Here is a 20,873-nt window from a genome sequence, read left to right as displayed (position 1 = left end):
GGAGGCGCACACTAGCACCAAGCCGGTTTGCGGGATGTGGCAATGCATCAACCACTGCAGGTGACTCGGGCTTTGGCGCTGGCCTTGATCGGCGCCGCACTGGCCGCATGTTCGACAGGTGACCGGCTGGGCGATACCCAGGTGCGGCCGACCGACCGCCCCGAGTGCCTGGTCGGCAGCCAGCGCCAGGATCTGTCCGCTGGCGTGCCCACCCTGATCGGGGGCAGCGGTTGCCGTTCCGACCCCGACAACCCGCGTCCCCTGAACAAGCCACCGGAGTAGTCCGCACCGATGCATGAGCTTTCCCCGCTGTCGCCCAGTGTCCGCCTGGACATCTGGCTGTGGGCGGCCCGATTCTTCAAGACCCGCAGCCTGGCCAAGCAGGCCATCGAGACCGGCAAGGTCAGCGTGGCTGGCCAGCGCCCGAAATCCTCGCGCGCAGTGCGCGTGGGTGAGCAGCTGCAGGTCGATCGCGGCGAAGAGCATTTCGAGATACAGGTACTGGGCCTGAGCGACCAGCGCGGGCCGGCCCCGGCGGCGCAGCAGCTGTACGCCGAGAGCGAAGCCTCGAAGGCGCGTCGTGCCGAACAGCGCGCGCTGCGCATCGCCGCCCGCGATGGCTTCCAGCCACCGGAGCACAAGCCGGACAAGCGCGCGCGGCGGTTGATCCGGGCATTGGGTGATATCGACGCGCTCTGACGGAACGGCGATTCCGGTGCGTTGTTCCTATCGCCGCGCGAAAGGAGGCGCGAGTCACGGTGCGTTCGGAAGCGGCGGGGCAGGCTGGATGTTCACCTTCTGGAAGCCTGCCGATGCGTTGCCTGCTGTTGTGCCTGTCCCTGCTTGCTGCCGCGCCCTTGCACGCGGCCGATATCACCTTCTGGGATGCTCCGCAGCGCGGGGGCAACAGCATGAACATGTCGCCTCCGGACCGGAATTACTTCGATGCGCTGCGTGCGACCGGCGCGACCTGGGTGCGGCTGGTGCCGGACAAGTGGAAGGCGCAGGGCGGCCGTGACTTCCTGATCGGCAACGCGGACGACTATCAAGGGCTGGTCGCGGCCGATCTGGCGACATTGCGCCGCGTGCTGGACGATGCCGACGCGGCCGGACTGAAAGTGGTGCTCACCCCGCTGTCGCTGCCGTTGCTGCGCTGGAAGCAGCACAACGGTGACAAGGTCGACCAGCGCCTGTGGCAGTCGTTCGACAATCACGCCCCGGCGCTACGCTTCTGGCATGACCTGGCGGTGGCGTTGAAGGGGCATCCCGCACTGGCCGCCTACAACCTGATCAACGAACCGGTGCCGGAATACGGTGCCGGCCTGGCCGAACATGCGTCCAGCGAGGCGATGCAGCAGTGGTACGCCGGGGTGCAGGACGGCCCGCGTGATCTGCGCCGCTTCTACTCGGAGCTGATCGCGCGCATCCGCGAGGTCGACGCGGAAATGCCGCTGATGCTGGACGCCGGATGGTATGCGGCCGCCGATGGCTTCAACTACTGGCCGGCACCGCTGGACGACGCGAAGCTGCTGTACAGCGTGCACATGTACGAGCCGTACGCCGCTACCAGCGCGCCGAACCAGAAGCGGGCCAAGCCCTGGCGCTACCCGGGCAGCGTGCCGTTCGGCGGCCACAGCGAGCGCTGGGATGCGGCGCGCGTACGCACCTACCTGCAGCAGCCAATGGACTGGGCGAAGACGCACGGGGTGGAGGCCAACCGCATGGTGGTAGGTGAATTCGGCTGCATGCGCCGCTGGCCCGACTGCAGCCGCTACCTGCAGGACGTGCTGCAGGTGCTGGAACAGGACAAGGTTCACTGGGCCTTCTACGCCTTCCGCGAGGATGGCTGGGACGGCATGGACTACGAACTGGGCGACAAGGCGCTGCCGTGGTCATACTGGCAGGCACAGGAACAGGGAAAGTCACCGGTGCCGCCGCGCTCGATGCAGGCGCCGTTGTTCGCGCCGATCCTGCAGCGGCTGAAGGCCGGGAACCGCTAAGACGCCGGGCAGGGCCCGGCGTTATCCCTGGCGATGCAGATCATGCCGGGTCATCCCCGGCGACAGCGTCGGTCAGCGCTTGCCGCCGAGCAGGTTGCCGCCCAGCTTCAACAGGTCGCTCATGCCGAACTGGCCGTCGCCGTCCTGGTCCAGCACGCTGCCGAGCAGGCCACCGGCAATGCCGCCCTGCTGCTGCACCTGCCGCTTTTCCTGGCCGAGCGCCTGGCTGAGCGAGCCGGCATCGGCCTGACCACCGCCGAGTCGCTGGGCGAGGAAGGCCATCACGATCGGCGCGAGGATCTGCAGCAGCTGGCTGGTGCGGCCGCTGTCGAGCTGGGTGGCCTGGGCCAGGCCGGTTTCCACCTTCTGCTGGCTGCCGCCGAAGATATGGCCGAGGATGCCGGCGCCATCGCTGGCGGCACCACCGCCGCCGCCGCCCAGTACCGAACCGAGCACGCTGCCCAGGTCGAGGCCGCTGTGGTTGTTCTGCAGCGCACCGAGCAGGGCCTGCGCCCCCTGCGGCTGCGCAGCGTTGTTGCCCAGCGCGCCCATCAGCACCGGCAGCGCGGCGCTGATCGCGCCGGAGGCCTGGGTGTCGCTGATGCCGAGCTGCTGCGAGACCTGCTGCAGCGGAACGCCCTGCAATTTGGCGAGAAGTTCATCGGTCAGGCTCATCAGGGGAATCCTCGATAGGGATGGGGCGTGCAGAAGGTACGACGCGGACCGTTAAAACGGCGACGCCGCCTCACGGGGAGGCGGCGTGCCGTACGCGGGGGAGGGTGATCAGAGCTCGATGTCTTCCGCGCCCGGGGTGGCGGCAGGGAAGTCCGTTTCCGGCTGTGCCGGCTTGAACGGGTCCGACGGCTGGCTGGCCAGCGCCTTCAGGGCCGCAGCGACGCCGGCACCGTAGGCCGGGTCGGCCTTGCTGCAGTTGTCGATGTGGCGTTGCTTGATGAAGTCCGGCGCATCGCCCAGGGCGCGGGCGGTGTTGGCGAACAGGCGGTCCTTCTGCGCCTGGTTGTAGCTGCGGAACAGCGCACCGGGCTGGCTGAAGTAGTCGGCGTCGTCCTCGCGGAAGTTCCAGAAGTCGGCATCGCCGCGGATCTTCATTGGCGGCTCGCGGTACTCCGGCTGCTCCTGCCACTGGCCGTAGCTGTTTGGCTCGTAGTGCGGCAGGCCGCCGTAATTGCCGTCCACGCGCATCGCACCATCGCGGTGGTTGCTGTGCACCGGGCAGCGCGCGGCGTTCACCGGAATCTGGTGGTGATTGACGCCGAGGCGGTAACGCTGCGCATCGGAATAGGCGAACAGGCGCGCCTGCAGCATCTTGTCCGGCGACGGGCCGATGCCCGGCACCAGGTTGCTCGGTGCAAACGCCGACTGCTCCACGTCCTGGTACCAGTTGACCGGGTTGCGGTTCAGTTCGAACTGGCCGACTTCGATCAGTGGGTAGTCGCTCTTCGGCCACACCTTGGTCAGGTCGAACGGATGCACGCGGTAGGTCTCGGCATCCAGTTCCGGCATGACCTGGATGAACAGCTTCCACTTCGGGAAGTCGCCCTTGTCGATCGCGGCGAACAGGTCGCGGCCGTGGCTTTCGCGGTCATGGCCGACCAGGATCTGCGCCTGTGCGTCGGTGAGCGATTCGATGCCCTGCTGGCTGACGAAGTGGAACTTCACCCAGAAGCGCTCGCTGTCGGCGTTGGTGAAGCTGTAGGTGTGCGAGCCGAAGCCATGCATGTGGCGGAAGCTGCGCGGGATGCCGCGGTCGCTCATCACCACGGTCACCTGCAGCAGCGCTTCGGGCAGCAGCGTCCAGAAATCCCAGTTGTTGCGCGCGCTGCGCAGGTTGGTGTGCGGGTCGCGCTTGACCGCCTTGTTGAGGTCGGCGAACTTGCGCGGGTCGCGCAGGAAGAACACCGGGGTGTTGTTGCCGACCAGGTCCCAGTTGCCTTCCTCGGTGTAGAACTTCAGCGCGAAGCCGCGGATGTCGCGCTCGGCGTCGGCGGCGCCACGCTCGCCGGCCACCGTGGTGAAGCGGGCGAACATTTCGGTCTGCTTGCCGACCTTCTCGAACAGCTTGGCGCGGGTGTACTTGCTGATGTCGTGGGTGACGGTGAAGGTGCCGAACGCGCCCGAGCCCTTGGCGTGCATGCGGCGTTCGGGAATGATCTCGCGGTTGAGGTTGGCCAGCTTCTCCAGCAGCCACACGTCTTCCATCAGCAGCGGGCCGCGCGGGCCGGCGGTCTTGCTGTTCTGGTTGTCCACCACCGGCGCGCCGAAGGCCGTGGTCATCGGCGTGACCGGGTCGTCACCGTGCTTCTGCTTCGGCGTGGTGCTCAGCTCGCGCTGCTGCTGGGCGCCTTCCTCAGGCGTCGGGGCGCTGTGGTAAGGGCACTTGGCGTTGTTGTTGTCGGACTGGCTCATCGGCTGGCTCCTGGTGGCGGTGAAGACGTGGGAAACATCTTCACTCGACTGTAGCTAGGGCCAGATGAAATGAATAATCGAATGATTCGTTCAGGTTGATAGATTCTGTCAATTGAAAAGCAGGATCGGATTTGTGGAATCTTTCAATTGGCCCCCCGCGGCCAGGTGGGAGGCCATGGACGTGCGCTGCGGTTACAGCAGCGCCTTCAGCCGGTACAGCGCTTCCAGCGCTTGCTTCGGGGTCAGCTCGTCCGGGTCGATCGCCGCCAGCGCTTCCTGCGCCTTGCTGGAGGGTGCTGCGAACAGGCCGAACTGCTGCGGTGCATCCAGCGCATGCGGTGCCAGCTCGGCGGCATGGCTTTCTCCGCCGCGCTGCTCCAGCTCGGCCAGGCGACGACGCGCCTGCGCCACGGTGGCGCGCGGCAGGCCGGCCAGTGCCGCCACCTGCAGGCCGAAGCTGCGGTTGGCCGGGCCGTCCTTCACCGCATGCATGAACACCAGCGCTTCGCCATGCTCGACCGCATCCAGGTGCACGTTGGCGATGCCGCTGCGGCCGCCTTCGTGCTGTTCGTCGGCAAGCGCGGTCAGCTCGAAGTAGTGGGTGGCGAACAGCGTGTAGCAGCGGTTCTGGTAGGCAAGGTGGCGGGCCACCGCGTCGGCCAGGGCCAGGCCATCGTAGGTGGAGGTGCCGCGGCCGATCTCGTCCATCAGCACCAGCGAGTGGGCGGTGGCGTGATGCAGGATGTAGCTGGTCTCGGCCATTTCGACCATGAAGGTGGACTGCCCGCGGGCGAGGTCGTCGCCGGCGCCGATGCGGGTCAGGATGCGGTCGATCGGGCCGATCAGCGCACGGCTGGCCGGCACGAAGCTGCCGATGTGGGCCAGCAGCACGATCAACGCGTTCTGCCGCATGTAGGTCGATTTACCGCCCATGTTCGGGCCGGTGATCACCAGCATGCGGCGGTCCGGATGCAGGTCCAGGTCGTTCGGCTCGAACGGTTGTTCGCGCACCGCTTCGACCACCGGGTGGCGGCCGCGCTCGATCTTCAGGCACGGCTCGGCCTGCAGTTCCGGGCGTGCCCAGTCCAGTGCCTGCGCACGTTCGGCGAAGGCGGCCAGCACGTCCAGCTCGCTCAGCGCCGCCGCGCACTGCTTCAGCGGTTCCAGCTGCCCACCGAGGGTATCCAGCAGTTGCTCGTACAGGTACTTCTCGCGCGACAGCGAACGGTCGCGCGCGGACAGCACTTTGTCCTCGAAGGCCTTCAGTTCTTCGGTGATGTAGCGTTCGGCATTGGTCAGCGTCTGCCGGCGGGTGTAGTGCACCGGCGCGCGCTCGGACTGGCCCTTGCTGATTTCGATGTAATAGCCGTGCACACGGTTGTAGCCCACCTTCAGGGTGGCGATACCGCTGCTCTCGCGCTCGCGCTGCTCCAGATCGACCAGGAACTGGTCGGCATGGGTGGACAGGCGGCGCAGCTCGTCCAGCTCTTCGTCGAAGCCGTCGGCCAGCACGCCGCCATCGCTCAGTTTCAGCGGCGGCATCTCGGCGATGGCGCTGGCCAGCAGCTGCGCGCATTCGTCATGTTCGCCCAGCGCGGCATGCAGCGCCTGCAGGCGTGGTGAATCCAGCGGCGCCAGCACCTCGCGCACTGCCGGCAGCAGGCCCAGGCCGTCACGCAGGGTGGAGAAATCGCGCGGGCGCGCCGAGCGCAGCGCGACGCGGGTGAGGATGCGTTCGAGATCGCCCAGACGACGGAACTGCTCGCGGATGTCGGCGTCGCTGCCGCGGTCGATCAGCGTTTCCACCGCATGGTGGCGCTGTACCAGCACCTCGCGCAGGCGCAGCGGACGGTGCAGCCAGCGCCGCAGCAAACGGCCACCCATCGGCGTCACGGTGCTGTCGAGCACGCCCAGCAGGGTGTTGCGGGTGTCGCCATCGACGCGTGTATCCAGTTCCAGATGGCGACGGGTGGCGGCATTCATCGCGATCGCCTCGCCGGCGGTTTCCATCGCGATCGAGGTCAGGTGCGGCAGGCGCTGCTTCTGGGTTTCCTCGACATAGCCGAGCAGGGCGCCAGCGGCGGCGGTGGCGCGCGGCTTGTCGTCGATGCCGAAGCCGCTCAGGTCATGCAGTTTGAAGAACGCCAGCAGCTGACGACGGCCGCTGTCGGCGTCGAACAGCCACGGCGCGCGGCGGCGCACGCCGGTGCGCTGGCGCAGGAACTCCGGCCAGTTCTCTTCGTCGGGCACCAGCAGTTCGGCCGGCTCCAGCCGCGCCAGTTCGGCTTCCAATGCGTCGTCGGTCTCGACTTCGTTGACCAGGAAGCGGCCACCGGCCAGGTCGGCCCAGGCCAGGCCGTAGCCCTGCTTCGTGCGCGACAGGGCCATCAGCAGGGTGTCGCGGCGTTCGTCCAGCAATGCCTCATCGGTGACCGTGCCGGGGGTGACGATGCGTACCACCTTGCGTTCGACCAGGCCCTTGGCCAGTGCCGGATCGCCGATCTGTTCGCAGATCGCCACCGACTCACCCAGCGCCACCAGCCGCGCCAGATAACCTTCGTAGGCGTGCACCGGCACACCGGCCATCGGGATCGGCGCGCCGCCGGAGCTGCCGCGCTGGGTCAGGGTAATGTCGAGCAGGCGCGCGGCCTTGCGCGCATCGTCGTAGAACAGCTCGTAGAAGTCGCCCATGCGGAAGAACAGCAGCAGGTCCGGGTAGTCGGACTTGGCTGCGAAGAACTGCTTCATCAGGGGGGTGTGCTCTTGACTCCCCTTGGATTCGTTCCGTTTTGTTTTTGAATCAGTGGCTTGCAATGGAGTCCGTCTCGGTGAGTGAAGGCGGGTTGCCGTCAGAAACGGCAAGTAACGGGGTTTTTTGTTGCGATGGTGTTGCGACGGCCGGTTGCTTGGGCAAAGATCGTGTTGCGACGCCAATCGGGACACGGACGATCATGCCAAAAAATGTTGCGACGGACCGCGCCACCCGGCGCCAGGCCACCAAGTTTAGTCTGACCCACCAACAGGTGATGGAGCTTTCAGTTCGGCGCATCCCTGCGTCGGGAGGCTTGGGCAAGCGCGCCAAGCTGGTGGAGCGGCCGGCGGAGCAGGGCGATAAGGCCTATCGCGTGCTGGATGGAAACCAAGGGGCGCCGGTAGGGTTTGGCTTCTACGTGGGCAAGACCCGGACGACCTATGAAGTGGTTCGGCGCGGAACGCAGGGGGTCCGCCGCTTTGCGTTGGGCAACGTCACGGACATGGGGCTGGAAGAGGCCTACTCCGTGGCCCGGGAGCTGATTCAGGAGCTCAAGGCGTCAGGCGAGAACCCGAAGACTCGGGCAGCGCGGGCTAGCCAGCAGCAGCAAGAGGACGGTCGACTGGCTCGGCTCACCGTGGCCGACTGTTTCGACGTCTACATCGCCGACATGAAGGACCGGGTGACCAAGCGACTGGTGAAGCAGTCCAGCCTGACGGCGTTGGAGGACAGCCTTGCTCGATTGTCACGTCCGGAAGTGGGGTTCGCTCAGCGGGCCGTGGCCGATGTGACCGACGACGACGTGGAAGCCGCGTTCGACGCGTTGCGCAAGAGCGCGATGGTCCGATCCAACCGCATTCCGACCCCGATGCGAGAAGCTTTGGCGGGCTACGAGGACTGGGCGGAGCTGGATACGCGGACACTGGAAAGCCTGGGGATCACGGGAAAGTATGTCCAGCGCGTCCGGGCCAGTGGCCTGGCCGCCACCGAACACAGCTTCACGGATGCCCATCGCGCGGTGGCCATGGTGCTGAAACGTGAGAGCGTCCTGGCGGGACGGGAAGGGCGAGAGTCTAGGCTGAGGCACAACCCCCTGCAGGCCATCTTTGATAGGCACTTGCTGAGAGGCGCCCGGAACCTCCGCAAGCATTATGAGAAGGCGGCGGTCCGCAATCCGCTGACCGACAACACGCTCCCAAAGGTGTTGCAGTCGATTGTGGGGCGCCGGGATGAGCAGGGTGGCCACAACGCCGGCGCGTCCGATTATCTGCTGCTGACCTTGCTTTGGGGCACGCGTCGAAGCGAAGCCGCGCAACTGCGCTGGATGGATCGCTGTTCCCACAGCGAGTTGATCCAAGAAGAAGTGTCATGGGTCTGGCTGGGCCAGCCCGGGGAGATCAACCGCTATACGAAGCGGGAGGGCCCGCAGGTCTTCATGTTCGACACCAAATCGGGCGAAGAGCGCTTCCTGCCGATCAGCTACTTCGCGGAGAGGGTGCTGCGACTGCGCTTTGAAACCCGGCTGGACGACGACGGTGCCCTGCGCGAACTGGCTGCAGCAGAGTCGTTGCTGAAGTCAGCCAAGGCCAAGGGGGCGGCACGAACGGTCCTTGCTGCACTGGAGGCAGGCGTCCAGGAAGCGTTGCGCAAGGTGGACCGGACACGCTTCGTGTTCCCCGCCCGCTCTAGCCGCAGCAAGTCGGGCCATTACCTCGATAGCAAATCGATCCTCGCCAATGTGCGTCGCGACGCGGGCTTGGTTGGGCAGCAGGGAGATACGGGGGACATTCGGGATGACGTCGACCAGGGCCTGACCACGCATGATTTGCGGCGGACCCTTGGGCGTTATGCGGCCCTGAAGTTTGGCGAGAGCCGCATTGTCTCGCAGATGCTCCACCACCACGTCCGCACGGCCGGTGGCGATGGCATGTCTCCGGTCTCCGAACGCTACACGCAGCAGGAGTGGGCACGCCTTCGCGAGGCATTTGGTGAGGTTGAGGAGATGATGGTGGCCCGCAGTCCCCGGGTCTGGAACCGGCTCAAGGGGCTGGACAAGCCCCGCCTCGACGAGGCCGGCGAGGAGCCGGTTAAACTGTTCGCTCCAAGGAACAGGAAGTTGGCGCTGAGCCATGCAGACGATTGAAACGGTTCGCAGTGACGAGGACTACCGCGCCAAGCTTCAACGCGCGCTGGACCAAGAGCTGTCGCGCGCTGCAGCCGGCCTGACGCCCACCGTTTCAACCAAGGCCGCAGCCCAGTTTCTCGGGGTGCATTTCGACACGCTGGGCGAGTGGCGCCGCCGGTCGCCCCCGCTGGGGCCGCCCTTTCAAAAAGGCGCGGGCAGCCTTCACGGCGGGGCCAATCAGCACGTCCGCTATCTGTACGAGGATCTCGTCGAGTGGCAGCGCGCTCGATTGGGTCGCTCAGCCAAGGAGCGCCGGCTGGTGGCAGAGGAAGACGCTCTGCGCCAGCAGATCCGCGAGCTCGAGCGGGAGCTCGCGGTAAAGACGGGCCGGACGGAGTTGGAGAAGCTCAAGAAGGCGGTCGGCAAGGGCGTGTCCTTCCTGTCGTTGCGAGACTGCGTGTCGATCAGCCATGGGTGGGTAATGAGCGACGGCTGTATCGCCGGTCACGTTCTCTCGGTCTCGGAAGATCTGCTGGACCGGGCCCTGGACGAAGGCAACGTGTGGGATGCATCGCTGTCCGAGGCTCTGCTGGAGGCTTGGGTCAGCGTCGACGCAAGAGAACCCTACGACGCCGCCATGAGCGCTGCGTTGGACGAGGTGGAAAAGGTCTTGCGGGTGGCGCGTTCTTCTGCCCGCCAAGACGCATTGGACGACTCTCTGCCTGAGCCTGCCCGACCCGCAAAAGATGTCGGTGGCGGTCGATTCCGCTTCTGAGGCCGCCCAGTGAGAGAACGCCAGCCAACAGCTAAAGGTCGAGACCCAGGGATTATGGGGGGCAAGCGTCGTGGCCGGCCTCGAAAAGATCCGACGTCACCGCTCGTTACATTGAGCGAGCAACATCAGGACGAGCTATCGCGAGCAAGAAAAGGCTTGGAGCCTGATGTGAGCGGCGCCGTCGCCGCTTACACGATGGGCATCAGCCTAGACTCATTGAACAGTCGACGCCGGGCGGGGAAGGGGCTCTTTCCTGATTTCACGAGGGCGAAGAGCAACAAAGGTGGCACCCGTTACAACTGGAGATCCGTCCTGGATTGCAGCGAGGCGGAGGTGAACGGGCGATGGATATCGGCCGGCCGCCAACGTATCGAAGAGGATGAGGCAAGTGCGCTGTCGGCAGCATTGGCTGTAGCCAAGATCAGGCGCGCTGAGGCCGATGCCGAGATTGAATCCCTGACAAAGGCACTCAAGCGGCTTGGCATTAAGGCGCTTGAACGCGTGCTGCCTTGGGCGGTGGATGATCGAGGGCGGGTGCTTGGCTCTGCCGCGGCCTACCCTGCCCACCTCGCAAAGCCTCACACGACCCTGGAGGCGCTCCAGATGCCCTGGGTCGAGCGGCGTCTGCACGACGTGCTGATGGACGCTGTCGACTCGATCCTGAGCGATGTCCGCCAAGCGCTGAACAGGGCGCGTGAGGCAAGCCTCGGCTGAGGCAAAGGCTTACCGCGAAATGGGATGCCCGAATGCCGGGTCCTCGCGCACTTTGTCGTGAAAATGATTGCTTGCAAGCCCTTGAAAAACGATCACTTTCAGTGATTTAGCCCTTCATGGGAGGTCGCCAGCGAGTGGGTAGGATGGGCGCACAAGAAACGGAGACGCCCTTGAACACTTCCCCCGCCTACCAGGCCCGCCCAGTGGCACTGCTCTCAGCACGCACTTTGGGTCGGTGCCTAAGGAAACCTGTAGTCCGGGCGTGACCGCTTCCGAGTAAGGGCGTAGGTCAGGCCAAGCGGCTCACTACTTCGATCACTTCTTCCGCGCGGCAGATCTGCCGCGACGGCGAAGCTTTACCCAAAAACCAAGGAGATGCTCCCGTGGGACTCGATATGTTTGCAGGAAAAACCCGTAAAGACGTGGTGGACAACACCGCCGTGCCGATCATGGAATGGCGCAAGCACCCGGATCTGCATGGCTACATGCAGGCGCTGTATGCCAGCCGGAGCGGCTGCAAAGACCCGATGAAGTTCAACAAGAAGCCCCTGTTTCTGTCTAGGCAGGACCTGGAGGACCTCCGGCAGGCCGTGCTTTCCGGACAGCTTCCGAAAACGGAGGGGCACTTCTTTGGCGAGTCTCTTCCCGAAGAACAGCACTTCGACCTGATCTTCATCGATGGAGCGTGCCGCCTCATCGATCAGGGTTGGAATGTCTTCTACGACTCGTGGTGGTGATCTCTGTCCTCTCGTACCGCTACCCAACCTTCCGCATCCATCAACCTTCGGAGTCCATCGTGAGCAAGAAGCCCAGCAGCAAATCCCGCCGTAATCGGAAGTCGAATCGTTCCTCTCGATCTCATGGAGCGATCGTTCCGCAGATCTATTTGACGACCAGTGCGGCTTCCCTCATTGAGGGGATGGATAGCATTGAAAGGGAACTCTTTGAAATGACGCTCCCGGACTTGCTGACGTCGGAGGAAGTCACGTCCTGCATTCAAGTTTACGGTTCTTACCGAGCAGTCGTGACCCATTTCGACACGCAGTTTGTGGTCGAGTCCGTGGGGTGCCGCGCCGCTACGAAAGGCCATTCATCCAAGCCCGGCTTTGTTCTGGATACATACGATCAGCATGCACCCGGCGATTTGCAGCCTCCCTCGTGGCTCGGCAGCTTCCAGCCCCTCCTGCGCACGGCGCCGCTGCCCGGCTTGCAGTCCGAGTCGTAACCCCAACCCGGGCAGCGATCGCCTTTCCGGGCTTGCCTAAGGCAGTGCGGGCATCGCTTGCCTCTCTGCTGGCGCGCAGTAACCCAACCCCATAAAGCAAACGTTCAACGCGGCCCTTTGGCCGTGAGGGCGGAGCTTTGCCAAATCATCAAGGAACAGCCAATGAAACAGCGATACACCATCAGCGTCACCGGCCCGGTGTGGGTCGACTACAGCGTCGCCATGGATGTCACGTGTGTGTCCGATGCGATCAACCATCTTGAATCGCTTGATCCTGAAATCGCCGCACAGTGGCTGATTGAGTCATCGGCCTACTCTCTGGAAAGAATCGAACACGAGGTATGCGGAGGCGTGGGGGACGCGGTGTACGAGGCGATCCCGGACTACGTGTTCAACCGAGCCGGTGAGATGGAGTTCGGATCGGACGAGGAGGACGACCACGATGGTGTCGCCGATCCCGTCGCGCCCGCGTTGCCGCAACGCCTCTTGCTGACGGCGACGGGGCTCGCCAGCCGCCGCTACACCTTCGAAGCCGAGTCATGGGAAGACGCATTGAGTCAGTTTCACGGGCTCAGCACCGAGGAGCTCAATGCGCCGACGTGGAGCATTTGGGGAATTGATCTGGACGTGGACGTCAGCCTTGTCGTGGGGGCATTGGTCGAGGGCGGTGAAGCCGACGAAGACGCGCTGGAAGACATTGCCATGCACCTGGACGTGCAGCTGCCGTAGATGCCCTTGCTGTACCTCGGACCCGCTACGCAGGTCTGAATCCCTCGAACTAACAACAACTCCCTATCAACCATAAGGTGTGCACATTGAACATCCTCTCCGCTTCGTCTGACCCGAACAACCTCTTCATGCCGAAGGAGCGCAAAACCACCTCCATCCCCCGGACTAAAAAGCTCGCCGCAGCCACAGTTGGTTTCGACCGCTTGCCGCAGTTCGAGACAACCACCACTTGGCTCACCCCTCCGGAGCATATTTGGGGCAGCCCGAGGGAAGGCTTCACGGGCCTGGGGCCCTTCGACCTGGATCCGGCAACGCCCGAGAACGGGATGCCGTGGCCCACCGCGGCTCGGATGCTCAAGCCCAGCGATGACGGCCTGGCGTCGGAATGGCCGGCGGATGCCTTCGTTTTCATGAACCCGCCGTTCGGCCGGGGGCAAGAGGCCTGGATGGAGAAGATGGCCAACCACCCGGGGGGCGGCATCGCCCTGGTGTTTGCGCGAACCGAGACCCGCTGGTTCCAAAGTTTCGTGCTGAACCACCCCGATGTCAGCGCGGTGGTCTTCCAGGAGGGCCGCTTGAAGTTCCACCGGGCCAACGGAGACGTAGGTGACGCGCCCCCTGCTGGCCCTGCGTGGATTGCCTACGGCGAGGAGGGCGCCCGTCGCTTGAAGCGGGCGGTCAGGGAGGGGCAGATCCGCGGATGTTTCCTGGAGCTGGACTTTGCCCGGGTGAGTTCTGGGGTGGGCGCTGACGTGGGGGCGGCCAACGATGAGTAAGGGCACTTCGAAGAAGGCAAAGCCGACCGATCCCCGCAACAATGCTTACCAGCGGTTGTTGAAGGCTATCCAAGCCATCCCCGGGGAATCGCCCAGGGAAAAGATGCGCAAGTTCACCGCGTTTGCGCTGAAGGTTTGCGTGATCAATCAGGCCGAGGAGTTGTTCACCCGGGGATTTGGGCCCTTGGTCGCCTGGTGTGACTTGACGCTGCTTGGGACTGACGTGCAAGGAAGCGAGGATTGGTGCCACGAAGCGGGCCAGGCCTACGGCGGCGCAGTGGAAACCTTCGAGCCGTTCGAATGCATCCTGGGCCGATTGTTTAATGAGTTGGTGTGGTCAGGGAAAAAGAACGACGCTCAACATTTCACCCCTTGGGGCTTGGCGAGGGCGATGAACGCCTTTGCTCAAGCGCCTCAAAAAGACGAGTGGCCCATGGGTGACCCCACCTGCGGAGCCGGCACGCTGTTGCTTGTGAAGCTTCACGAACTGGCCGGGAAGGATTCGAAGGCCCTTCGGGGGCTTACCGTGAAAGCGAACGACCGCGATCCGTTGTGTGCTGCGATGACCGCACTTCAGTTGCTGTCAAACCAGTTGATCTGGCGGATGCCCATCGGGCGCGTGGTGGTCGAGTGCAAAGACATCATCACTCAATACCTGGAAACGCGGGTGGTGTTTTGGTCTCTCACGCGAGATCGGTTCATCGCCATGGATGAGGAGATCCGGCTCGAGAAGGCCAACCGGGTGACGGGCGCTGACATGGGGGCGGCCAACGATGAATGAGGTCGCCAACCTTGTGAAGGCCATCCGCGCCATCCCTTCCACTCCTGGCAAGCCGTGGAATCCGCGGGTTGCATTCGAAACGTTCGTTCAGCACGCACTGATGTCAATGGCACATATCCACGCAGACACCAAGGGTCACCTCGACACCAAAGTCCTTGCTTTTGGACCCTTGAAAAAAAATGTCGAAGAAGCGCCTGAAGTGGTAGCAGCCATCAACGCTTACATCAAAGCGGTCTTCGCAAGCAGGCCGTTTGACGATGTCCTGGGACGGGTCCATGCCGAGCTGCTGGCCAGGAAGGGTGGGGAAGGGCTGGGTCAGTCTTTCACTCCCGGCGATCTTCTCGATCTGGTTCAAACCCTTGCCACCAGGCATCGGCCTGGTGGGAGCGGAGCCAAGGTCTACGACAGCTGTTGCGGCGCGGGTTCGCTTGCCCTTGCCGCGATCAGGAGTCAACAGAAACACCTTCCAAGCGAAAAAATCCTGGTGCTGGCGGGGGACATCGATCCGTTGTGCGCAGCGATGACGGCTTTGCAGATCCACGCGAATCAAACGTTTCATTTCTTGCCGCTTGGGGCGGTCAAAGTCACGGTGGGGAACGAACTGATCGGTCCCAGGCGCCCCGGGTTTTGGTCCCGCTTCCACCTCTACGAGTAGAGGCCGGAGGCCCGCCTTTCCCTCTTCAAGACTCGGCGGCGAGCAGCCGCCGGCTCTTGCTTCAAGCCGCTTTTGCTCTTGTTTTTCCTAACAGGTAACAAGCACCTGTTACCCCCTTGTTACCCGTGAAAGCCTTGTCCCATAAGGAGGTAACAAGGGGTAACAGGGTAACGGGTGGATCGCGAGCTCCCGATGGGTGTATGCATGGATGTTGTGAGCGGTGAGTGGATTTTTCTTGCGTGGATCTCTTAAACCACTTGTTACCTTGTTACCACCTGTTACCCCCAGTAAACATAAGGGTTTGAAGGGTAACAAGTGGGTAACAAGCACTTGCTACCTCCCAGGCTGATGCTTGAGGTATTTCACACTTTCAAGTGTTTCTGGAGCATCGAAAGCAGAAACGAACATCCGTTGGCGCGAGCCCTTGCCAGTTCCGTAAAGCCTGCTTAGATGGATTTGTGGCCACAACAGGACCACAAATCAAGAAACGGAGCAGGCAGTGAAGACGAAACGCGAAAAGACCGCACGGGATGAGTTGTTGAAGGCCCGGGTCAGCAAAAGTTTTAAGGCGTTGGTGGAGGAGACGGCGGTGGCCCGTGGGCAAACCCCTTCCGAGGCCATGCGTCAGGCGCTTCAAGAGTGGGTGCATCGCCCCAGTCAAGCGGCATAAAAAACCCCGGGTGCGAACCGGGGCGTTTACTACTAGGGATTACAACATGAAGAGTAAGTCGAAGACTGGCCCTGTCAAGGGCGGGGAGGCCAATGGCGACGCCGTTGATCAGGCTCCGAAGAAAAAGGGCAAGGCCTTTGGGGCCGATGCCAATCCCAACGACGCCACGGATGACCTGGGCGTTATTGGGGAAGACCTCTCGTTTGAGCTGGCTTATGCCGACGATATGCGCCGCGCCAACTGTTTCCGCATTGGCGGCAAGATGGACAACGGCGAGATCGATTTTTCGCTGTATCAGTGGAATGAGTCCGAAGGCATCTGGGCCCCGCAAGCCACCCGGGAAGTAGAAGCCCACGCGTTGGACTGGATGCGCAAGCACGCCCCGGAGGACGCCAAGCAGAGCAGCGCGACCAGCTGCGTCAAGACGGCCATTCTCGAAATGATCCGCTTGCCTGGCATGAAGTTGCCTGAAAGCCAGCATCGGGCCATCGTGCCGCTGAAGGGCGGTTACCTGGAGATCCTCAAGGACGCCAACAAGAAGGCCTACATCGAATACCTGCCGGCCGACCCCAAACACGGGATCACTTCCTTGGTCCCAGCGAAGCTCAACCTCGACCAGGTGAGGTCCGGCCGCTACACCCCCAAGCCGTTGGACCCCAAGTCGCGGTGGGCCAAATATCTGGATCGCTTCATGCCGGACATGGCCGTGCGAGGGTTGCTTCAAGAAGCCATGGCGTCGTCGGTCATGCCGATGTGCCTGGAAAAAGCCTTCCTGTTGCTGGGAAGCGGCAGCAACGGCAAGAGCACCTTGCTTCACGTCCTGCGAGCCATCCACCCCAAGAACACTGCGGTCCGCATCGACAAGCTGGATGGGCAGTTCGCCATGGCACCTCTCGCTTCCAAGACTCTTTATCTGGCGACAGAGGCGCCCAAGGTCCTCTCCGATCCCATCCAGCAGGTCTTGAAGGCGCTTATCTCGCGCGATCCCATGTCAGCGGAGAACAAGGGCAAAGATGCCTACACCACGGTGCCGCGCGGCACGCTCTTCCTGGCACTGAACGCCATGTTCTCGGTGACGAGTCACGAACACGGCTTCTGGCGAAAGATTTGCATGATCCCGTTCAATGTGCGCCTGGCCGAGAACGACAAGGACCGCGATCCGGACTTCCACAAGAAGCTGACCGAGGACCCGGCGGAAATGGCCGTGATCATCGACTGGCTGCTGGAGGGGGCCATGCGCCTCATTGAGCGTGGCGGCCTGCCCGAGGAAATGCCCGAGGCCGTCAAAGCGCTGGCCGAGCAGACCCGGCAAGAGACGGACACCACGGCATCTTATTTCGCCGAGCGCATGGTCATCGAAGAAGAAGGCACGTGGACCGACAAGAACGACATCTATGCAGACTACCGAAACTACGTTCTGGATGAGCTGGGCCGCAAGCCGGTGGGTGCTGAAGAGCTTTGGAAGCGGGTGCGCGAACGGATGCCGGGGCTCCAGCAGAAGCAGAAGAAGGCGACGAAGGGATCGAAGGCCGAGCGCTGGGTCAACCTGCGCGTGGGGGGATTGAAGCCGCGCCTGGAGGGCGGGGCTCCCCAGGCCATCCCGGACGAGGAGGTTCCGTTGGGTGACCCTCTGAGCAAAGAGGCCATGGAAGCCATCGCCCTCCTGTCGGGCGCACCGATGGCTGAAGCCGCGTAGGCCTTTACAACCGGCGATGGTGCGCTATTGCAAAGGGGTATCCAAACCAAGACGGAGCCCCCATGCCATCGCCCGACCACATTCCCGAAGACGCTTTCCACGAAGAAGCTATCACCGCTGCCGATCTAGAGAGCCCAGAGACACCGGAAGCGGACCCGCAATACTTGCTCGTGCAAAGCGGGTTTGGTCTCCACGTCCGTCTGGGAAAAGACGGCGACCAGGGATTGCGCAGCGAGGACGAAATCGCCGAGCTGGTGCGGCGAGCGTTGTATCACCGCAAGAGTCTGACCCTTCATATCGAGTTCTGACCCCATCTACCCACAACCACCTGTTGAGAGGCGCAGGAGGTTGAAAAAGATTTGAGGCAACCACCCATGTCCAAGTATTCCGATCTCATCCAAGCCACCGCCGAGCGAATGCTCGACCTCATGAAGCAGGGCACCATCCCCTGGCGCCGACCCTGGAACGACCCCGACGCCCCGAAGAACGGCTCGATCAACGGGCCGTGGAATCCAACCTCGGGCAAGTCCTATAGGGGCTCGAACACACTGATCCTTCTCGGGGCGCAGATGGCCCATGGCTACAACGACAATCGCTGGCTGACCTACCGGCAGGCAGAAAGCATTGGGGCCCAAGTCAAGCGCGGCGAAAAGGGCCAGCAGATCGCTTACTGGGATTTCAGCAAGGCCGGCAAAGCCAAAGACGGTGCCGAGCCGTTGACCGAAGGCGAAGAGAAGAGCGGATACCAGGGACCATCGGTGTTCGTCGCCACGGTGTTCAATGCCAGCCAGATCGACGGCATGCCGGAGCCCCCGCCGCCCTTCGTCATGCCCGAGTCGATCCGTAACTTGCGTGTGCGGGAGCTGCTGGACCGTCACCAGCCGAAGGTTCACCACGACGGTGGCAACCGGGCGTTCTATAGCGTCGCTGCCGATTCAATCCACCTGCCGAAGCACCACACTTTCAGAGATGACGTCAGCTATCAGGCCACGCTGCTCCACGAACTGGCCCATTGGACTGGAGCGAAGCACCGCCTCGACCGAGACCAGACCGGGCGATTCGGCAGCCAGGACTACGCCAAAGAGGAGCTGGTTGCAGAGCTGTCCAGTTTGTTCATTTCCGAGCGCCTGGGCATTGGCTTAGGCAGGCAACACGAAGAGCAGCATGCGGGCTACCTGCAGAGCTGGATGAGGGCGCTTGAAGACGACGCGAAATGCCTGTTCCGCGCGGCCAGCCAAGCCGAGAAGGTCATGACCTTCCTCGACATTCCCGCGTTCGAGCGCGAACCGCTGCCGCAGGTCAAGAAGGAGCAGGGCATGGACCAGAGGCGGAAGGCGGAAGCCGACCGAAGGTCCCCATCGCGACGCAAGGAGCGCCAGGTTGCTTAGCGCAGGTAGGGGGTTGACCTTTTGAGGTTTCGAGTTAGAAATGAATGTGCTGGGGGAAGTCCCGGCTGTGGTCCGATTCCTCTACTTCTAACTGAGAACTTTTCCAGGGTGAGCGGTTAGAAGGTGGTTGGGTGGTTATCCTTGCTGTTTTTGGTGGTTTCCGGTGGTTGCTGTCGCCGGGGTGGAAAGAATGCTTAGTTAACCGACCTGAGAAATCAATAACTAGGCGCCATGTTTTTTCTTGAGCTTCTTACGCTGGGTTGAGAGGGGTGGCGAAAGCCGCCCCTTTTCTCTTTGCAGCCCCTTGCGCATCCCCCTTTCTTTGTTAAGACATGAGTATCACTCACCAAGCGGAGGAACCATGGCTGGCAATGTCTTTTCAAATCTACTTCGACCCTTCATCCGTCAAAAGGACACGGAACTACCAGGCGTGGCTTCTTCTGAGCCGCTTGAACCCCCGGTCCGGGAGCGCTTGGATGATTCAAGCCAGCGGCCAGTGGCTTCAGCGGAGCCGGCAACCCTTTCGCCCGTTGAGGGCCCTCAAAGTGTGCCCCCATCGTTCAACGATGAGGCAACGGATCGGTTGGGGAACACTTTGGCCTTCGCTGGTCTGAAGACGAAGGGTCGCTTCGAGCACGAGGTAAGGCAGGCCATCGAAGACGGCGCCGATGTGAAAGGGTATCGCGACGCGCGCGGCGATTCCGCCTTGCATAAATGTCAGGAGCCGTGGCAGATGGAACTGCTTATCTCGGCTGGGGCGGATGTTCACGCGTTGGACAAACAAGGGCGTTCGCCTTTTGATCGCCTGTTGAGCACATACCAAAGGGAACCCGCTTGGTCCGAAAAACCTACTGCGGAAGGTTTGGCGCTGTTGGCGAAGGCCGGAGCGGATGTCAATGCCCTAAGCCAAGGGCAATCCGCTCTGCATGTTGCTGCGAAGCGAGGGCTTGAAGGCGATTGCCACATGCTTATCGATGCCGGCGCCGACGTGAATCTGCGGACGGACGGGGGAGACACCCCGCTCCACCTGGCCAGCGACCCAAGCGTTGTGCTGCGCTTGCTGGATGCCAAGGCCGATCCCTCCCTGCTGAACTCGAATGGCGAGCCAGCGCTAAAACATGATCCTATGCTTTATCGAGAAAGTATTCGGAACCACCGAGACGATTTTTCGCCGCGTGAGCGCGTCGATGCGGCGACCGACCCGATTTTCCTGGCCGAGACGCCCAGCGAGCTTGTCGCTGCGTTGGGGCAGGGCGGTAGTGTGAGGGACACCGATGCGCTGGGCCGAACCGCGCTTCATTACGTCAAAACGGGGGAGATGGTGCAGGCGTTGGTGTTGGCCGGGGCCCAGGTTGACGCAAAAGACATGGAGGGAAACATTCCTGCCCATACCGCGGACGAGCGCGCGATGGAAGAGTTGGTCGATGGGGTGGGGAGAGGCGTTTCGCAACACCATGTGGAGAACGACAGGGGGGAAACCCCTTATGCGACCCGGGATCACTACCACGAGGCTCGGTATTGGGATGCCGAAGCGAAAGAGCAGGCCGCGGAAAAGGCGGAGCAGACGAAGGAGGCGCAAGACCGCGTGTTCAACATTGTGGAACTCATTGAGGCCGGCGACGCCAAACGTCTGCTGGAGCAGGTGGATCCCAACGAAGAACTGGTCAGTCGGAACCGAACGTTCAACATCGACGGAGACGAGGGCTGGGCTTACAACGACTATGCCGGCTACAGCGTCCTTCACGAAGCGGCGAAGCAGGGGAACACGGAACTCTGCCGAGAACTGGTGTTCGCAGGGGCGGACTGGAACAAAGAGTGTAAGCTCGTCGGCGAGCAAGGCTTTGACAACTACGTCAACGGCTTTCGAAACGAGCCTGGCATGAAGCCCATCGATTTTGCGAGCAAACGAGAGACCAAGTCGTTCTTGAGCAACGCTGAGAACGAGCTGCGATGCCACAACCGATCCAAGCTCTTGGACGAGCTTCTTCCCGCTGCCAACGCTTGGAAACCACCGGAAGGCGGGTTTGGGGCCGACGCCCAACGGCAGGTCGGTGCGGCCATGAAGGCCCATGGGCAGGACGGCCAAACCCTGGAAGCCCCTCGCTTGCGAGCGCGCTTCTAAGGCCAAGGGAAAGGGCGGCGAAAGCCGCCTTTTCTTTT

20 protein-coding genes are annotated in these 20,873 nt (G+C 62.9%); 17 read left to right on the top strand and 3 right to left on the bottom strand.

The features are described 5' to 3' along the window. Positions 1–42: 42 nt before the first annotated feature. The 3 genes from SSKA14_RS18290 (at position 43) to SSKA14_RS18280 (ending at position 2,000) form a co-directional block, all read left to right on the top strand. Positions 43–282 carry a hypothetical protein gene (locus tag SSKA14_RS18290; RefSeq protein WP_008268326.1) on the top strand — a complete coding sequence of 80 codons (240 nt, stop codon included), beginning with the start codon at positions 43–45 and terminating at the stop codon, positions 280–282. A 9-nt stretch (positions 283–291) separates the two neighbouring features. Then, positions 292–699, top strand: a complete 408-nt coding sequence (locus tag SSKA14_RS18285) for an RNA-binding S4 domain-containing protein (protein WP_008267691.1) — start codon at positions 292–294, stop codon at positions 697–699. Between the two features lie 113 nt (positions 700–812). Next, the gene (locus SSKA14_RS18280) at positions 813–2,000 is read left to right on the top strand and encodes a cellulase family glycosylhydrolase (protein ID WP_008265848.1); all 1,188 of its coding nucleotides are present in this window, start codon (positions 813–815) and stop codon (positions 1,998–2,000) included. 72 nt (positions 2,001–2,072) lie between these two features. Here the strand turns inward: SSKA14_RS18280 and SSKA14_RS18275 are convergent, their stop codons facing one another. From SSKA14_RS18275 to mutS, 3 genes are all read right to left on the bottom strand, one after another. After that, positions 2,073–2,675, bottom strand: a complete 603-nt coding sequence (locus tag SSKA14_RS18275) for a DUF937 domain-containing protein (protein WP_008267370.1) — start codon at positions 2,673–2,675, stop codon at positions 2,073–2,075. A 108-nt stretch (positions 2,676–2,783) separates the two neighbouring features. After that, positions 2,784–4,295, bottom strand: coding sequence for a catalase (locus tag SSKA14_RS18270; protein ID WP_187299810.1), 1,512 nt, complete (start codon positions 4,293–4,295; stop codon positions 2,784–2,786). Positions 4,296–4,619: 324 nt separating this feature from the next. Then, positions 4,620–7,175: a DNA mismatch repair protein MutS gene (gene mutS / locus SSKA14_RS18265; protein ID WP_008266274.1), complete on the bottom strand. Its 2,556-nt coding sequence runs from the start codon at positions 7,173–7,175 to the stop codon at positions 4,620–4,622. 317 nt (positions 7,176–7,492) lie between these two features. Between mutS and SSKA14_RS18260 the strand changes: the two genes are divergently transcribed. The 14 genes from SSKA14_RS18260 (at position 7,493) to SSKA14_RS18200 (ending at position 20,835) form a co-directional block, all read left to right on the top strand. Further along, a complete protein-coding gene (locus tag SSKA14_RS18260; protein WP_229298516.1) occupies positions 7,493–9,322 on the top strand; it encodes an integrase in 1,830 nt (609 codons plus the stop codon). After that, positions 9,309–10,079 (top strand): nucleotide-binding protein, encoded by a 771-nt coding sequence (locus tag SSKA14_RS18255; RefSeq protein ID WP_008266608.1) that lies wholly within the window; start codon positions 9,309–9,311, stop codon positions 10,077–10,079. The genes SSKA14_RS18260 and SSKA14_RS18255 overlap by 14 nt, the downstream gene beginning before the upstream one ends. A 168-nt stretch (positions 10,080–10,247) precedes the next feature. Next, positions 10,248–10,793, top strand: a complete 546-nt coding sequence (locus tag SSKA14_RS18250) for a hypothetical protein (protein ID WP_049446852.1) — start codon at positions 10,248–10,250, stop codon at positions 10,791–10,793. A 383-nt stretch (positions 10,794–11,176) separates the two neighbouring features. After that, positions 11,177–11,530 carry a hypothetical protein gene (locus SSKA14_RS18245; protein WP_040008476.1) on the top strand — a complete coding sequence of 118 codons (354 nt, stop codon included), beginning with the start codon at positions 11,177–11,179 and terminating at the stop codon, positions 11,528–11,530. Positions 11,531–11,589: 59 nt separating this feature from the next. After that, positions 11,590–12,018, top strand: coding sequence for a hypothetical protein (locus tag SSKA14_RS18240; RefSeq protein ID WP_146256386.1), 429 nt, complete (start codon positions 11,590–11,592; stop codon positions 12,016–12,018). A gap of 162 nt (positions 12,019–12,180) precedes the next feature. Beyond that, positions 12,181–12,747, top strand: a complete 567-nt coding sequence (locus tag SSKA14_RS18235) for a hypothetical protein (RefSeq protein WP_008267292.1) — start codon at positions 12,181–12,183, stop codon at positions 12,745–12,747. A gap of 86 nt (positions 12,748–12,833) precedes the next feature. Next, on the top strand, positions 12,834–13,523 hold the full coding sequence (locus SSKA14_RS18230) for a phage N-6-adenine-methyltransferase (RefSeq protein ID WP_229298517.1): 690 nt from the start codon (positions 12,834–12,836) through the stop codon (positions 13,521–13,523). Continuing rightward, entirely contained in the window at positions 13,516–14,304 is a 789-nt protein-coding gene (locus SSKA14_RS18225) for a hypothetical protein (RefSeq protein ID WP_146256385.1), read from the top strand. Before SSKA14_RS18230 ends, SSKA14_RS18225 begins: the two co-directional genes overlap by 8 nt. Continuing rightward, the gene (locus tag SSKA14_RS18220) at positions 14,297–14,959 is read left to right on the top strand and encodes an N-6 DNA methylase (protein WP_049451765.1); all 663 of its coding nucleotides are present in this window, start codon (positions 14,297–14,299) and stop codon (positions 14,957–14,959) included. Before SSKA14_RS18225 ends, SSKA14_RS18220 begins: the two co-directional genes overlap by 8 nt. 499 nt (positions 14,960–15,458) lie before the next feature. Next, the gene (locus tag SSKA14_RS23860; RefSeq protein WP_140222693.1) at positions 15,459–15,629 is read left to right on the top strand and encodes a ribbon-helix-helix protein, CopG family; all 171 of its coding nucleotides are present in this window, start codon (positions 15,459–15,461) and stop codon (positions 15,627–15,629) included. 46 nt (positions 15,630–15,675) lie between these two features. Next, positions 15,676–17,325 (top strand): phage/plasmid primase, P4 family, encoded by a 1,650-nt coding sequence (locus SSKA14_RS18215; RefSeq protein ID WP_008265409.1) that lies wholly within the window; start codon positions 15,676–15,678, stop codon positions 17,323–17,325. Positions 17,326–17,387: 62 nt separating this feature from the next. Next, positions 17,388–17,633 carry a hypothetical protein gene (locus tag SSKA14_RS18210; RefSeq protein ID WP_040008462.1) on the top strand — a complete coding sequence of 82 codons (246 nt, stop codon included), beginning with the start codon at positions 17,388–17,390 and terminating at the stop codon, positions 17,631–17,633. Positions 17,634–17,699: 66 nt separating this feature from the next. Next, complete coding sequence (locus SSKA14_RS18205) at positions 17,700–18,713, top strand: zincin-like metallopeptidase domain-containing protein (RefSeq protein ID WP_008264731.1); 1,014 nt, start codon at positions 17,700–17,702, stop codon at positions 18,711–18,713. Positions 18,714–19,074: 361 nt separating this feature from the next. After that, positions 19,075–20,835, top strand: coding sequence for an ankyrin repeat domain-containing protein (locus SSKA14_RS18200; protein ID WP_080354581.1), 1,761 nt, complete (start codon positions 19,075–19,077; stop codon positions 20,833–20,835). The last annotated feature ends 38 nt before the right edge of the window (positions 20,836–20,873 follow it).

Origin of the sequence: Stenotrophomonas sp. SKA14, from assembly GCF_000158575.1 — a bacterium.
Taxonomy (GTDB): domain Bacteria; phylum Pseudomonadota; class Gammaproteobacteria; order Xanthomonadales; family Xanthomonadaceae; genus Stenotrophomonas; species Stenotrophomonas forensis.
The sequence above is the reverse complement of the archived record's forward strand: the minus strand, read 5'-3'. Positions and strand labels throughout refer to the sequence as shown.

What these genes read in the sequence shown, in the direction of transcription:
- SSKA14_RS18235 (WP_008267292.1), top strand. Translation starts at nt 12,181, where the DNA reads ATGAAACAGCGATACACCATCAGCGTCACCGGCCCGGTGTGGGTCGAC.
- SSKA14_RS18255 (WP_008266608.1), top strand. Translation starts at nt 9,309, where the DNA reads ATGCAGACGATTGAAACGGTTCGCAGTGACGAGGACTACCGCGCCAAG.
- SSKA14_RS18215 (WP_008265409.1), top strand. Translation starts at nt 15,676, where the DNA reads ATGAAGAGTAAGTCGAAGACTGGCCCTGTCAAGGGCGGGGAGGCCAAT.
- SSKA14_RS18225 (WP_146256385.1), top strand. Translation starts at nt 13,516, where the DNA reads ATGAGTAAGGGCACTTCGAAGAAGGCAAAGCCGACCGATCCCCGCAAC.
- SSKA14_RS18205 (WP_008264731.1), top strand. Translation starts at nt 17,700, where the DNA reads ATGTCCAAGTATTCCGATCTCATCCAAGCCACCGCCGAGCGAATGCTC.
- SSKA14_RS18275 (WP_008267370.1), bottom strand. Translation starts at nt 2,675, where the DNA reads ATGAGCCTGACCGATGAACTTCTCGCCAAATTGCAGGGCGTTCCGCTG.
- SSKA14_RS18200 (WP_080354581.1), top strand. Translation starts at nt 19,075, where the DNA reads ATGGCTGGCAATGTCTTTTCAAATCTACTTCGACCCTTCATCCGTCAA.
- SSKA14_RS18280 (WP_008265848.1), top strand. Translation starts at nt 813, where the DNA reads ATGCGTTGCCTGCTGTTGTGCCTGTCCCTGCTTGCTGCCGCGCCCTTG.
- SSKA14_RS18210 (WP_040008462.1), top strand. Translation starts at nt 17,388, where the DNA reads ATGCCATCGCCCGACCACATTCCCGAAGACGCTTTCCACGAAGAAGCT.
- SSKA14_RS18220 (WP_049451765.1), top strand. Translation starts at nt 14,297, where the DNA reads ATGAATGAGGTCGCCAACCTTGTGAAGGCCATCCGCGCCATCCCTTCC.
- SSKA14_RS18285 (WP_008267691.1), top strand. Translation starts at nt 292, where the DNA reads ATGCATGAGCTTTCCCCGCTGTCGCCCAGTGTCCGCCTGGACATCTGG.
- mutS (WP_008266274.1), bottom strand. Translation starts at nt 7,175, where the DNA reads ATGAAGCAGTTCTTCGCAGCCAAGTCCGACTACCCGGACCTGCTGCTG.
- SSKA14_RS18290 (WP_008268326.1), top strand. Translation starts at nt 43, where the DNA reads ATGCATCAACCACTGCAGGTGACTCGGGCTTTGGCGCTGGCCTTGATC.
- SSKA14_RS18270 (WP_187299810.1), bottom strand. Translation starts at nt 4,295, where the DNA reads ATGACCACGGCCTTCGGCGCGCCGGTGGTGGACAACCAGAACAGCAAG.